Consider the following 13,926-nt stretch of genomic DNA (forward strand, 5'->3'; position numbering starts at 1 on the left):
GGAAATCGCCAACGCCGCTCGCGTTTTGGGGAATTTTCAAACGGCGGTTTTGGGGAGATTACGTCCGGCGGTTACACTGCTGGCATGGCTCTACCTCAAGGGCATTTCCAGCGGTGATCAAGGAGGTGCTCGGCCTCACCGACGGCTACCGCGAGAGCACGCAGAGCTGGCGCGAGCTGCTGATCGATCTGAAGCGCCGTGGCCTCACCCGCGCCCCGGAACTGGCCATCGGTGACGACGCCCTCGGCTTCTGGGCGGCGCTGCGCGAGGTGTTCGGCAGCTCGCGCGAGCAACGCTGCTGGGTCCACAAGACCGGCAACATTCTGAACGCGATGCCGAAATCCGTGCAACCCAAGGCCAAGGGCCATCTGCACGACATCTGGCAGGCTTAGACCAAGGCTGAGGCCGAAGCCGCCTTCGATTTCTTCCTCGAGACCTATGGCGTGAAATACGACAAGGCGACCGCCAAGCTGCTCAAGGACTGTGAGGTGCTACTCAGCTTCTACGACTTCCCAGCGGAACACTGGAAACACATTCGGACCTCGAACCCGATCGAGAGCACCTTCGCCACCGTCCGACACTGCACCGGCAAGACTAAGGGATGCCTGAGCCGGAAAACTGGGCTTGCCATGGCCTTCCGGCTGATGATGTTGGCGCAGGCTAAATGGCGAAAGCTGGACGGGGTCAATCGACTGCCCGAGATCGTCCAGGGGATTGACTTCAAGGCAGGGATCAAGCAACTTCAAGACGCCGCCTGATCATGCCGTCACCAACTTTCGGGCATAGCTCCACTCTGGAGGTATGTAGATCCTAAGCGGTTCCGCTACCGCGCGATCCGGCTTTCACAGATTTTCGAGAAACAGTGTCTAAATCCAGCTCCCGCAACCAATACCACTCTCCCAGAGCTTTGAAATTCGTCACTAGAGGCCGCCTGACTGTTGGGGGCTTGGGGCGAGCGCCGCGCGATACTTGAGCCCTCGTGTATGAACAGAGATCAACAAGATGGAAGGTGAGCGATTGATAGCTAAGGCTCCTTTCTCACCCAGTCTTTGACTGGTTAAATTTCTCGATGCTGCCGTACACTTCCGCCAGCCGATCAAGTGCCACCTTCTGGGGGTCTACGTAGTCTGTGATCCGAAGATTCGACAAATACGATTCCAGTGCTCGACTTGTTCCTTCCCGTCCGTGGTCAATGCGGTGTGCGAGAATCCGGTCGATCGTCCCTAGGTCGACGCCAATGAGGCGCATAACGGATGACGAGGTTCGTCGCAGGTCATGTCTGTTCCAACCGGAGGTGCCACTCTCGCGATAGATTGCGGTGCCAATGCGCCCCCAATTTTGGAGCGGCGTATTTTCGGTGGAGGGGAAAACAAGATCATCCGGCGTCCGGCGTTCATAGCTTGGGAGTGTCTTGAGTAACTCAACCGCGGCGGTGGATAGCGGAAGAAGCTGAGATCTAGGTTGTCCGCGTGGCGTTTTGACTGTCGGCTTGAACCACTCTTCCTTTTCGAAATCGACGTGCTTCCATTGCATCGAGACCACTTCGTTCAGCCGTGCAGCAGTGAGCAAGATGAATTTGATCGCAATCGGTCGGACATCGACCGCAGGGCGCATCTTCATTTTCAAAGCGCGTGGCGCAGGATATGTCAACAAAGGCAGGATCGCCGCGATTTCATTTTGATCCAAGACGCGATCGCGTTCGCCCCGGATGTCGGGATCATCGCTGGCGGGGTCGGCCGTGTCGCGCAGATCTGCCACTTCCAAGGTTGGGCGTCGCTTGTTACCGACGGCACGAAACTTTCCCCGGCCAGCGGCCCAGTCCATGATGGGCATTAAGTAGAGGCGCGCTTTCTGCGTCTGGCCATTGGCGGTGTTTTTGCCCGAACGTGGCTTATATCTCTGCATGGCGTCTGCCAGATCGTCTGGTGTGATATCTAGTACGCGGCGATCCAGAAGCTTTGCGAAGACGGCTTGGATACGTCGCTCAACTTCCGATCTGAGGCCTGTCTTTGATGGCTTCCACATTTTCAGAGTTACGGATTTAAGGTCTTTGTACTCATCCGTTAAATTCTGCAGGGTAGGGGCCTCTCTATGAGCCGAAGTCGCCGCTTTGCGCACGTGGTTCAGATTACCCATTGCGCCCCTCACCTCGGCGCGCTTTTGAGCCGCACGGATACGAGCCTCCTTCAGGGAGACCTCTGGATACGCGCCAATTGTGATCCGTTGCTCCACGCCATTGAGGGAGCGGACGCGGACCGAAAAGGTCTTGCGACCGGTCGGCGTCATCCGAAGTGTCAGGCCAGGTTCACGAGCATCGACGAAATCCATCCGCTTTGACGGACAGTGCTTTTTGATGAATGCATCCGTGATTTCAAATTTGGCCATTTCGCCGTCTCCTCAGTGAATGGCTAATTAAACTGGGGACGCACTGGGGACGCAACAAGAGGCCGGTGCTTATCCACAGAAATCAATCAATTATCGGACTTGGAACACAAGTATTACGCTAGACTTCATGTCAAATATCTGAATTCGTGGGCATTTACTGGGGGAGGAGTCTCTATGGAGCGGGAAGTCTACGGAATACCCGTTCTCTGAAAAGCGCTACCTCCAAGGATTGAAAATCCTCGTGTCGGTGGTTCGATTCCGCCCCCGGCACCACTACAATTTCCGCGATAGTCCGAACTTGTCCGATGTGTCCGTAAACATTGGCAATTCGGCTTTGAGTTGTCCAGCGTGTTCCGCGGTTGTCCGCCTCAAGCCAAGAAATCTGGGGGTGGAATATGGGGTTTCGAAATGCTAATTTTTAGCGTGCCGTTGACCGATATCGCCCTGAAAAAGCTGCAACTTTTCGAGCGTCCGTTCAAGCGCTCGGACCAGAATGGATTACTCATTCTGGTAAAACCAAATGGCTCCAAGCACTGGCACTTCAAATATCGGTTCCAGGGCAAGGAAAAACTGATGTCCTACGGGCCGAACCCTCTGATCTCGTTGAAGGACGCCCGGGACAAATGCGACAGGGGCCGGCGCCTCCTGTTGGAGGGCATTGATCCCGCCAACGTGAAGAAAGAGCGCAAGCGGGCCGCGCAGGTCGCACAACGAGGCCGCTTTGACTTTCTCGCGGCGGAGCTTCTTGAGAAGAACCGACAGGAAGGTCGGGCCGAGACCACGATGAATAAAAAATCGTGGCTCATGGACATCGCGAACAAGGACCTGGGTGACCGCGCGGTGATAGAGATCACTCCGAGCGACTTTCTTGCGGTGCTCAAGAAGCAAGAGAAAGGCGGAAAAATCGAAACGGCGAGCCGCCTGCGCACAACAATTGGCGAGGTGTTTCGCAACGCCATCGCGAGCGGGATCACCGAGAACGATCCGACGCTGCCGCTGAAGAGCCTCACGGCCCTTGCAAAGACGGGTTCGCATTGGACTGACGGCGCCAGCGACAGGGCTATGTCTCCGGCTCGTCCAGCGATCCGTGGATTGCAAATTGCTCCAGCCCAGCGGCCTGCGCCTTGATCACGCGGTATGTCTCCCTGACGCCGGCCTCGGTCAATTCGCGCGCGACCGTCAGCAGAGTGTTGGGATCATGTTCGTCGCACAGCTCTGCCATCTGCGACACTTCCTCCAGCGCGACGTTGCGGGCGGCCTCGTGGGAGGGCGCGCCGTAGATGTCGACGAAATGCTGCGCCAGGTGGTCGGCCAGCGCGTCCCGCTCGGACGGTTCAATCTGCGTTACGGCGACAAAGCTGACGCGGCCGAAGGTTTCGCACCCCAACCACCCGTTGGCAAAGGCCTGTCGGGCCTTGCCGGTCAGATCAGCCTCGGACCAGTTGGAAAACTCGAAGCCGCCGGAGATGCACCATTCGCCTGTTCTGGCAGGGTTGTGGAAAACGCGGGTGTCGCTTTCGTCGAAATGGATCGCGCGGGCTAGTTTCATGCAGGCTCCGTCAGCAGGGTGGTGAGGGGGATCAGTCGTGAGGTGGCCCCGGTTTTCAACAGCAGACCCAGATGTTCGTCAACTCCCGTGAACGTTCCCTCATATCTGCCGGCCGTTATCCTGGCATTCAGGCCGTGGGCGACGGCTAGCCAATCGCGATGCAGTCGCGCCTGGCCTTCATCGCTCCAGGCGTTGATCTGAACCAAGGTGTGCCGCACCCACGCCTCGAGCAGCGTCGTGGGGTCGACTTCGCCGCAGCCCTCGGCGTAAAGGGCCGTCGCATCGGGCGTCAGTCCTGTGTCCTGGACGGGTGGCCACAGGTCCAGCGTGAGGCCGATGACCAGCCAAGCGGGAACGACATCGGGATCAGCCGTGTCGGCGGCGATTTTCAACGCACCGCAGCGCCCGCCGTTGACGTAGATTGTGCCGCCCCAGCCCAGATGCACGGCGACCTCGGGCGGCGCAAGCGCGCCGAGCGCATTCTGGAACCCGACACCGCAGAGCGGAAGCATGCAGGCGGCCTCGCGCAGCGTCACATCCGGCGCAAACACGATCGCCGCGCGGAGCCGGTCATGGCCCAGATCATGGCAGACCAGCCCCGCGTCGCACACCTCTGCCGCCTTGGCGCAGGCCAGCGCGAACGGGTCCGCGCCATCCGCCTCCAGCCCGGTGAACAGCGGAGGAAAAACCGGCGGCGTCATGCGTGGCCAAGCGCGATCAGTTGCTCCGCGACCGAGCGGAACCCGGCGGCCTGCGCCGACTCAGGCTTGGACACCACGATCGGCGCACCGCCATCTGCCGCCAGCCGGATATCGAAGTGCAGCGGGATTTCCGCAAGCAGTGGCACACCCAGCTTCGACGCCTCGGCGGCGACGCCGCCATGGCCGAACATGTGCTCTTCATGGCCGCATTGCGAACAGATATGCGTGGACATGTTCTCGATCATGCCGATGATCGGCGTGCCGAGCTGATTGAACATGTCGATCCCCTTGCGGGCATCCAGCAGCGCGACGTCCTGCGGAGTCGAGACAATGATCGCGCCGTTCAACTGCGCCTTTTGTGCCAGCGTCATCTGCACGTCGCCGGTGCCGGGCGGCAGATCGACAATCAGCACATCCAGCGCGCCCCATTGCACCTGTGTCAGCATCTGTTGCAAGGCGCCCATCAGCATCGGCCCGCGCCAGACGACGGCCTGATCGTCGTTCGTCATCAGCCCGATGGACATCATGGTCACGCCAAAGTTGCGCATCGGCAGGATCGTCTTGCCATCAGGCGAGGAGGGCCGCCCCGACACACCCAGCATACGCGGCTGCGACGGGCCATAGACATCCGCATCCAGCAGCCCGACACGCCGCCCGGCAGCGGCCAAAGCGCAGGCAAGATTGGCGGCGACCGTGGATTTGCCCACGCCGCCCTTGCCGGATGCGACTGCGATGATCCGGTCCACGCCAGGTATCTTCTGTGGCCCTGCCGGTTCCGCCGCGCGGGTCGGCTTCAGATCGGGGGGCGCGGTGGGGGCACTGTGGGCGGTCATCACGACCGACAGATTTTCGACGCCGGGCATGGCGGTCAGCTTGGACTCGACCTCGTCCTTGACCTTGCCATAGGCGGCCGCGTGTTTGCCGCTGACCTCCAGCACAAAGCGCACGGCCCCGTCCTGAACCGTCAGCGCCTTGATGAGGCCGGCATCAACCAGCGACGCGCCGCTGATCGGATCGGTCAGCGTTTTCAGCGCGGCCAGCACATCCTCGCGGGCGAGCGTCATGCCCGGCTCAACCCTTGATCGTGCCGGTCACCACGTGTTCCAGATCGACTCCATCGACCGTCAGGACCATCTTGGCCTCGAACTGCTTGCCTTCGGTGCCGTCCGTCTTGCGAAATGCTTCCTCGATCGCCTGCTGGGAGGTCACGCCGACCTGCTTGAGGAATTTCCGCATCGACATGTTGAAATCATCGCTCATCGTTGTCTCCTTTTCGAGGTTGTCAGGATCAAACCTACTAGTGATCCTTGCGCTTGGACAGGTAATCATCGGTGGTGCGCACGCGCGGACGTTCCCTGCCGGCAAAGGGATTGTTCTGCGAATGGACCTGCGCCTGAACGCGGCAATTGTCGCACATCTGGATCATCCGAGCCGTGGCAGGATTGGCAAACATCGCGTGGTTGCCCGCCAGCTTTTCCATGATCCTCTCGACCGTGGATTTGACACCGAAGAGGGCGCCACATTCGACACAAGCGAAGGGTTCTTCCTCGTTCAGCACCACCTGGGACAGCGCTGTATCGGTCAGGTCGATCTGCGGGTGCAAGGTGATCGCGTCCTCGGGGCAGACATTGGAACAGAGGCCGCATTGCAGGCATGCATCCTCCTGAAAGCGCAGTTGCGGCATGTCGGGATTGTCCACAAGCGCGCCCGAGGGGCAGAGCGACACGCAGGCCAGGCAGAGCGTGCAGGCATTGGTGTCGACAACCACCGCACCATAAGGCGCGTGATCGGGCAGGGGGATGACCTGCCCCTCGGGCGACAGCGCCTTGGCGGCGAGGCGCGCGACCTGGCGGCGAGAGCCTTGCGGCAGGATCGGATCTGTGGCGGGGCGGGCCGCTATCTCGCGGTCGAACATATGATCCGACAACGCGTCAGGGTCCGCGATATCCAGCAGCGCCACAGCATCGCCCGCACCCATCGCCGCCGCCAGCGCCGCTTGGTCCTGCAGAACGTCGCGGTCGCTTTTGGGGGCGAGCAGAACATCGACAGAGGCAAACCCGCTGGCCAGTGCCGCCAGCATTTCGGCATGGCCGAACATCGCCAGCGCGTCGATCTGCAGCGGGATGACATGAGCGGGCAGGCCTCGGCCATAGCGCGCGGCAAGGCGAATCATCTCCGCCCCGTGCGCGTCGTGCACCAGCAGCGCGCCCGACTGACCGCCCGCCTTGCGGTAGCTTGAGGCCAGCGTGGCAATGCGCCGGAACACATGGTCGACGGGGGGCACATCATAGCTGATCGCGCCCGAGGGGCAGACGGCCGAACACGCGCCGCACCCGGCGCAGATCAGGGGATCGATGCTGACATGCTCGCCCGCGGGCAGGATCGCGCCCGTCGGGCAGACGTTCAGGCAGTTCGAGCAGGCAGGTTGCCCGGCACGCGAATGGGCGCAGAGGGATTCCTCCAGCCGGATATAGAGCGGTTTCTCAAATGTGCCGACCATCTGGCTGGCGGCGAGGATGGCATCCGCCACGGCAGTCAAGCTGCCCGGATCGGCGCGCAGATATCCGTCGCGTTTCTCCGGCGCGGGAAAGAGGGGCGTTTCGCCCGTCAGATCGAGGATCAGATCACATTCGGACTGCGCCCCATCGCGCGGGTCTGTCAGCGATGGGGCGCCGCGCCCGCCCGGCAGGACTTGCCGGAATGCGTCGATCGAGATGTGGAACTGACCGAGTGTCCCCGAGATATTGCCCACCCGCCCGGTGCAGCAATCGAAGCGGCTGGTCACAGGCAGGTCGGCCCCTGTCGGCAATAACAGCGTCACTGCCAGAATATCTGCCAGCTTTTCCGCGGCGGTAACCGCGACTTCGCCCGCGCCGATGATAAGACAGACCCCGTCCGAGACGACATCCGTCGTCTTGGGCGCGGGTTGGGGCAGCGCGGCCTCAGCCACCAGGGCGGCCATTTTCGCAGACGTATCGCCCTTGTCCGCCGTCCAGCCCGCGCGGTCGCGTATGTCGACGAATGTCGGTTCCGGCGCGCCGATATCCTCGGCCAGATCACTGAAACGGCTCGCCTCCTGCTGGCAGGCGATCATCACCTCGCCGCCCTCCATCGCCTTGGCGGCGAGGTCGATCTGAGATTGGCAGAGGGCCGTGTGCAAGCGCGAACATTCCATCCCCGCCCCGGCGCTCAGCGCGGCCGGGTCTATGGTCTGGGTGCCGAGGCAATCACAAATCAGCAGGGTTTTCTTCATTTCGCCTCCTCGCGCAGCGCGAGGTTAGGACGGAAAGCGAGCAGATGAAAGACGGTCCCAAAATTTTGATGCCTCCCGCCAGAGTTGACCTTGCGGCAGGGGAGGGGCCGGCAATCGACAAGACGGGATTGACGGGGTTACGCCAAGACTCCGCTTTGATTTTTCTCTATAACTCAGTACACTGAATGAAACTCTTGTCAGTGTTTCAGCCAGCGAGTGCCAGCTTGACCTTCGTCTTTCCCAATTCCCAGTCCATTCCAGTTGGGGTGGTGGTGCGGAAGTCGCCGGGTGTGACGCGCTGGGCGAAATGGGCGTGGCGGGCGGTGGGTATTCTGCCCGGTGCCGGACCGGCGAACTGGACCGTTCTGCGCAACGAAGGCGATGTGACCGAATTTCACGCTGCGACGCTGCCGCTGAAACTGTACGTCTCCGACACCGAGGCGTATGTCCACGAGCTGCAGACGCGGCAGCCATCCGTCTATGTCGTGCTTAGCCCGGACGCGTCATCGCAGGACATACCATGGAAAGTGACGCTGGTCTCGGCCTCGCCCTACGAGGCGCAGGATTACTGCGATTCCGCCGAGGTGATGGTTGAAAAGGTGGCGATGCCGGGTGGCATGCAGGCTTGGGTCGCGGATTTCCTGTCCCGCCATCACGAGGAAGAGACGTTCGTGAAGCGCAAGCGCCGCGATTGGCGCGCGGAGGATGCCGAGGACGGTATCGGCGACGCGCGCATCGCGCAGGACAGCGATGTCTACCGCTCGCCGCGCAGCCGCCTGGGGGCATTGAAGTGACCCGTTCTACCAGTTTCTGGGCGCGCCGGCGCGCTGCCGTCCAGGCCGAGGCTGAGGCCGAAGCCGCCGCCCAGCAGGCCGCGCTCGATGCGCGCCAGCAGCAGGCCATTGCCGAGAAAAGCGACGAGGAGATTTTGGCGGAACTGGATCTGCCTGATCCCGAAACCTTGACCAAGGGGGATGATTTCGCCGCGTTCATGTCCAAGGCCGTGCCGGAGCACCTGCGCAAACGCGCACTGCGCAAGCTGTGGCGCAGCAATCCGGTTCTGGCCTGTGTCGACGGGTTGAACGATTACGACGACGACTATCTGGCCGGGAGCTATGGAAATGCGCCGTTGAAGACCAGTTATCAGGTTGGAAAGGGGCTGATGGCGCATGTGCTGGAGGTGGCACATCAGAAAGAGTTGAACGCCGATGAGGGCGTGCCACTCGACAAAGAAGAAAATTCGGAAGAAGATGAAAGCCACGAAGACGTGGTTGCAGCGGTTGAGACGCCTGCGACTGACTTGGCGACCGACATCGAGCCGGAGCCGCAGGAGATTGACCAGCAAAGACCGCGCCGAATGGTTTTTCGCTTCGACGGGAACACCGCATGACATTGGCACAGGCACAGCAGCAGATAGACGAAGAAGATCGCCTGCGCGCGGATCTTTACAATTATCTCGGCGTGTTGCTGGCCGGTCCGCCGGACGAATTGCTGCTGGCGCAGACCGCGGGGCTGACTGGTGATGCATCCCCTCTGGGGCAGGCGATCGAGGGGTTGGCGCGGGTTGCGAAGGTGACGAAACCCAAATCCGCCCTCACGGAATACAATGCCCTGTTCATCGGCCTTGGGCGCGGCGAGCTGCTCCCTTATGCCAGCTATTACATGACGGGGTTCTTGAATGAGAAGCCGCTGGCCAACCTGCGCGCCGACATGGCGGCGCTGGGCATGACGCGGGCGGAAAACACGTTCGAGCCTGAGGACAACATCGCCTCCCTGATGGAGATGATGGGCGGCATGATCGTCGGGCGCTTTGGCGCGGCGACGCCGCTGGCGCGCCAGAAAGAATTCTATAGCAAGCATATCGGCCCATGGGCCCCGCATTTCTTTGCGGATCTGCAAGGCGCGAAATCATCGGTTCTCTATGCCTCGGTCGGGGCTGTGGGGGGCGAGTTTTTGAATGTCGAACAAGAGGCATTTCGGATGATGGCGGGCTGATGGCCGCCAGTAATTCGGCGGGAGGGGCCGCCACGACGATAGCAGGGAGGAGACACTTACCATGGCTGATACGAAACAGGGCACGACCCGCCGGAATTTCCTGAAGATTGCCGGCACCGCGGTGCCCGGCGTTGTGGCGGTTGCCGCAGGCAGCAGCGAGGCGCAGGCCGCGCCCGCCGAAGTGGACCTGTCATCCCAGGTGATGCAGGATACGGAACATACCCGCGCTTATCTGGAAAGCACCCGCTTTTAAGTCAGCGCCGCCCGTCTGAAAACAGGGCGGGCACGGGCAATTCATAGGTACCAAGACTGCGGGCAGCGCAGATGTAGGGAGAGAGACCATGCTCAGGAAAAAGACAAATGGAAGCGCACGCCGGGCTGCTAGGACGCCTGCTGCAAGCGCTGCGTCCACTGGCGTTGACCGCCGCACATTCCTGCGCGGCTCTGGCCTTGCGATCGGCGGCCTGGCCGCGGTCGCGGCAACCGGCGGCACGGTGTCGCGCGCGACCGCGCAAACCGCCGCTGCGCGGGCAGTCGAGATCAAGAAATCTGTCTGCACCCATTGTTCGGTCGGTTGCACGGTGATCGCCGAGGTTGATAACGGCGTCTGGACGGGGCAGGAGCCCGGCTTCGACAGCCCGTTCAACATGGGCGCGCATTGCGCCAAGGGCGCGTCAGTGCGCGAACATGCCCATGGCGAGCGGCGCCTGAAATACCCGATGAAGAAAGAAAACGGCGAATGGGTTCGCCTGAGCTGGGAACAGGCGATCAACGAGATCGGCGACGGCATGATGAAGATCCGCGACGAAAGCGGGCCGGATTCAGTCTATTGGCTGGGCTCTGCCAAGCACAGCAACGAGCAGGCCTACCTGTTCCGCAAATTCGCCGCCTACTGGGGCACCAACAACGTCGACCATCAGGCGCGTATCTGCCACTCGACCACCGTGGCGGGCGTGGCGAATACATGGGGCTACGGCGCCATGACCAACAGCTACAACGACATCCACAATTCCAAGGCGATGTTCCTGATCGGCTCCAACCCCGCCGAGGCGCATCCGGTTTCCCTGCTGCACATCCTCAAGGCGAAGGAGCAGAACAACGCGCCGCTGATCGTCTGCGATCCGCGCTTCACGCGCACTGCGGCGCATGCGGACGAGTATGTCCGCTTCCGGCCCGGCAGCGACGTCGCGCTGGTGTGGGGTATCCTGTGGCACATTTTCGAGAATAGCTGGGAGGACAAGGAGTTCATCCGCACCCGTGTCTGGGGCATGGACCAGATCCGCGACGAGGTGAAAAACTGGACCCCCGAAGAGGTCGAGCGTGTCACCGGCGCGCCCGGCGAGCAGCTGGAGCGCGTCGCGCGCACGCTGGTCAACAACCGTCCCGGCACGGTGATCTGGTGCATGGGCGGCACGCAGCACAGCAATGGCAACAACAACACCCGCGCTTACTGTATCCTGCAACTGGCCCTTGGAAACATGGGCCGTCCGGGCGGCGGCACCAACATCTTCCGTGGCCATGACAACGTGCAGGGGGCCACGGACCTTGGGGTTCTGGCCGATACGCTGCCGGGCTATTATGGCCTGGCGGAAGGCTCGTGGCAGCATTGGGCGCGTGTCTGGGAAGAAGACTTGGATTGGCTCAAGGGCCGGTTTTCCGATGCGAGCGTCGGCGACACCAAGATGATGAACCTGACCGGCATCCCGGTCAGCCGCTGGATCGATGGTGTGCTGGAGGACAAGGCCAACCTTGATCAGCCGGACAATACCCGCGCGATGGTTCTGTGGGGTCACGCGCCCAACTCGCAGACCCGGATGAAGGAAATGAAGACGGCGATGGAGCGGCTGGATATGCTGGTCGTGGTCGATCCCTATCCGACCGTGTCCGCCGTGATGCAGGACCGCACCGATGGCGTCTACCTGCTGCCGGCCTGCACGCAGTTCGAGACGCGCGGCTCGGTAACCGCCTCCAACCGGTCGCTGCAATGGCGCGAGAAGATCTTTGATCCGCTTTTTGAATCGCTGCCCGATCATACGATCATGGCGAGGTTCGCCGAGAAATTCGGCTTCCATGACCGTATGTTCCGCAACATCGCCATCGACGATGGTGGCGAGCCGAATGTCGAGGACATCACCCGCGAATTCAACCGCGGCATGTGGACGATCGGCTATACCGGCCAAAGCCCTGAGCGGTTGAAGATGCACATGGCCAGCCAGCACACGTTCGACCGCACGACGCTGCGCGCCAATGGTGGCCCGGCGGATGGCGATGTCTACGGGATGCCTTGGCCCTGCTGGGGCACAGCTGAAATGAACCACCCCGGCACGCCCGTCCTTTATGACATGTCGGTCCCCGTGGCCGAGGGCGGCCTGACCTTCCGCGCCCGCTTCGGCGTGGAGCGCGACGGCGACAACCTACTGGCCGAAGGGGTCTACTCGAAAGGGTCCGAGATCGAGGACGGCTATCCCGAATTCACTATGCAGATGCTGCGGGATCTGGGTTGGGAGGGCGATCTGACACAAGAGGAACGGGCCAGCATCGACCGCGTGGCCGGCTTCCCCGATGGTGCGCCCCTGTCGTCGGAGACTGCTGATGATGGCGGCTCGAATACAGAGCAAGAAGTGGGCGAGACCTCGCAGCAGGGAGAAATACCGTCCGACTACAACGAAAAGACAGGCGGCGTGAACTGGAAGACCGACCTTTCGGGCGGTATTCAGCGCGTTGCCATTGCGCATGGTTGCGCGCCCTTCGGCAACGCCAAGGCGCGCGCCGTGGTCTGGACCTTCCCCGATCCGGTGCCACTCCACCGCGAGCCGCTCTACTCCAACCGCCGTGACCTGGTGGCCGATTACCCGACCTACGAGGACAAGAAGTTCTGGCGCGTGCCGACGATGTACAGCTCGATCCAGACAAACGACTTCTCGGAGGATTATCCGATCATCCTGACCTCCGGCCGCCTGGTCGAATACGAAGGCGGCGGTGATGAAACCCGGTCCAACCCGTGGCTGGCCGAATTGCAGCAGGACATGTTTGTCGAGATCAACATCCGCGATGCCAACAGCTTGGGCGTTCGTGACGGCGCGCAAGTTTGGGTCGAAGGGCCCGAGGGCGGCAAGGTCAAGGTGATGGCGATGGTGACCGAGAGGGTCGGTGAGGGCGTGGCCTTCATGCCGTTCCATTTCGGCGGTCATTTCGAGGGCAAAGACCTGCGCGACAAATACCCCGAGGGGGCCGATCCATATGTCCTGGGGGAATCGTGCAACGTCGCCCAGACCTATGGCTATGACAGCGTGACCCAGATGCAGGAGACCAAGGCGACTCTCTGCAAGATCTGGACAGCATAAGGAGACCGATCATGGCTAGAGCAAAGTTTCTCTGCGACGCTGAACGCTGCATCGAATGCAACGCCTGCGTCACCGCCTGCAAGAACGAACATGAGGTGCCGTGGGGGATCAACCGCCGCAAGGTGGTCACGATCAACGACGGCAAACCGGGCGAGCGGTCGATTTCCGTCGCGTGCATGCATTGCTCGGACGCGCCCTGCATGGCGGTCTGCCCGGTGGATTGCTTTTACCAGACCGAAGACGGTATCGTGCTGCACTCCAAGGATCTGTGCATCGGCTGCGGCTATTGCTTCTACGCGTGCCCGTTTGGCGCGCCGCAATATCCCCAAGCGGGCAATTTCGGATCGCGCGGCAAGATGGACAAGTGCACCTTCTGCGCCGGCGGCCCCGAGGAAAACCACTCCGCGGCCGAGTTTGCGAAATACGGCCGTAACCGCATCGCCGAGGGCAAGTTGCCGATCTGCGCCGAGATGTGCTCGACCAAGGCGCTGTTGGCCGGTGACGGCGATGACGTCTCCAGCATCTATCGCGAACGCATTGTCGCGCGTGGCTTTGGTGCGGGTGCCTGGGGTTGGGGCACGGCGTATGGCCAAAAGGGCGAGGCACGGCAGTAGGGGCGATTGATTTGCCCGCTTTCCCACGCGCCTTTGGACAGGCGGCACTCTGATGGCCGCCTGCCTTTTCCGCCAGAAAAGCGTT

The 13,926-nt window shown here is 61.6% G+C and carries 13 protein-coding genes and 1 pseudogene; 8 read left to right on the top strand and 6 right to left on the bottom strand.

Going from position 1 to position 13,926, the window contains the following annotated elements; translation table 11 throughout:
* Positions 1-119: 119 nt before the first annotated feature.
* Positions 120-758 (top strand): annotated as a pseudogene (locus ACEWPL_RS08270) (IS256 family transposase); the annotation flags it as partial.
* Positions 759-1,038: 280 nt separating this feature from the next.
* On the opposite strand, the gene ACEWPL_RS08275 reads toward ACEWPL_RS08270, so the two are convergent.
* Positions 1,039-2,385: a tyrosine-type recombinase/integrase gene (locus ACEWPL_RS08275; protein ID WP_393931239.1), complete on the bottom strand. Its 1,347-nt coding sequence runs from the start codon at positions 2,383-2,385 to the stop codon at positions 1,039-1,041.
* Positions 2,386-2,793: 408 nt separating this feature from the next.
* Here ACEWPL_RS08275 and ACEWPL_RS08280 point away from each other — a divergent pair, with 408 nt between their 5' ends.
* On the top strand, positions 2,794-3,513 hold the full coding sequence (locus tag ACEWPL_RS08280) for a tyrosine-type recombinase/integrase (RefSeq protein WP_393931241.1): 720 nt from the start codon (positions 2,794-2,796) through the stop codon (positions 3,511-3,513).
* On the opposite strand, the gene ACEWPL_RS08285 is transcribed toward ACEWPL_RS08280, so the two are convergent.
* From ACEWPL_RS08285 to ACEWPL_RS08305, 5 genes are read right to left on the bottom strand one after another with little or no spacing between them, the layout of a single operon-like run.
* Positions 3,446-3,934, bottom strand: a complete 489-nt coding sequence (locus tag ACEWPL_RS08285; protein WP_393931243.1) for a DUF6505 family protein — start codon at positions 3,932-3,934, stop codon at positions 3,446-3,448. The two genes, ACEWPL_RS08280 and ACEWPL_RS08285, sit on opposite strands and share 68 nt — an antisense overlap.
* Positions 3,931-4,635, bottom strand: coding sequence for a biotin/lipoate--protein ligase family protein (locus ACEWPL_RS08290; RefSeq protein ID WP_393931245.1), 705 nt, complete (start codon positions 4,633-4,635; stop codon positions 3,931-3,933). The genes ACEWPL_RS08285 and ACEWPL_RS08290 overlap by 4 nt, the downstream gene beginning before the upstream one ends.
* A complete protein-coding gene (locus ACEWPL_RS08295; RefSeq protein WP_393931247.1) occupies positions 4,632-5,699 on the bottom strand; it encodes an Mrp/NBP35 family ATP-binding protein in 1,068 nt (355 codons plus the stop codon). The genes ACEWPL_RS08290 and ACEWPL_RS08295 overlap by 4 nt, the downstream gene beginning before the upstream one ends.
* 7 nt (positions 5,700-5,706) lie before the next feature.
* Positions 5,707-5,895 carry a DUF6494 family protein gene (locus tag ACEWPL_RS08300; RefSeq protein ID WP_393931249.1) on the bottom strand — a complete coding sequence of 63 codons (189 nt, stop codon included), beginning with the start codon at positions 5,893-5,895 and terminating at the stop codon, positions 5,707-5,709.
* 37 nt (positions 5,896-5,932) lie between these two features.
* Entirely contained in the window at positions 5,933-7,888 is a 1,956-nt protein-coding gene (locus tag ACEWPL_RS08305) for a 4Fe-4S binding protein (protein ID WP_393931251.1), read from the bottom strand.
* Between the two features lie 185 nt (positions 7,889-8,073).
* Between ACEWPL_RS08305 and ACEWPL_RS08310 the strand changes: the two genes are divergently transcribed.
* The 6 genes from ACEWPL_RS08310 to fdh3B all read left to right on the top strand — a co-directional run bounded on the left by ACEWPL_RS08310 (position 8,074) and on the right by fdh3B (position 13,841).
* Positions 8,074-8,682, top strand: a complete 609-nt coding sequence (locus ACEWPL_RS08310) for a DUF3305 domain-containing protein (protein WP_393931253.1) — start codon at positions 8,074-8,076, stop codon at positions 8,680-8,682.
* Positions 8,679-9,278, top strand: a complete 600-nt coding sequence (locus tag ACEWPL_RS08315; RefSeq protein ID WP_393931255.1) for a DUF3306 domain-containing protein — start codon at positions 8,679-8,681, stop codon at positions 9,276-9,278. The genes ACEWPL_RS08310 and ACEWPL_RS08315 overlap by 4 nt, the downstream gene beginning before the upstream one ends.
* The gene (locus ACEWPL_RS08320; protein ID WP_393931257.1) at positions 9,275-9,883 is read left to right on the top strand and encodes a TorD/DmsD family molecular chaperone; all 609 of its coding nucleotides are present in this window, start codon (positions 9,275-9,277) and stop codon (positions 9,881-9,883) included. Before ACEWPL_RS08315 ends, ACEWPL_RS08320 begins: the two co-directional genes overlap by 4 nt.
* A 61-nt stretch (positions 9,884-9,944) precedes the next feature.
* Positions 9,945-10,136, top strand: a complete 192-nt coding sequence (locus tag ACEWPL_RS08325; RefSeq protein WP_393931259.1) for a twin-arginine translocation pathway signal protein — start codon at positions 9,945-9,947, stop codon at positions 10,134-10,136.
* A gap of 88 nt (positions 10,137-10,224) precedes the next feature.
* Complete coding sequence (locus ACEWPL_RS08330) at positions 10,225-13,227, top strand: formate dehydrogenase subunit alpha (protein ID WP_393931261.1); 3,003 nt, start codon at positions 10,225-10,227, stop codon at positions 13,225-13,227.
* 11 nt (positions 13,228-13,238) lie between these two features.
* Positions 13,239-13,841, top strand: a complete 603-nt coding sequence (gene fdh3B, locus ACEWPL_RS08335) for a formate dehydrogenase FDH3 subunit beta (RefSeq protein WP_393931263.1) — start codon at positions 13,239-13,241, stop codon at positions 13,839-13,841.
* Positions 13,842-13,926 lie beyond the last annotated feature (85 nt).

Source organism: Roseovarius roseus (genome assembly GCF_043355935.2).
Taxonomy (GTDB): Bacteria; Pseudomonadota; Alphaproteobacteria; order Rhodobacterales; family Rhodobacteraceae; genus Roseovarius; species Roseovarius roseus.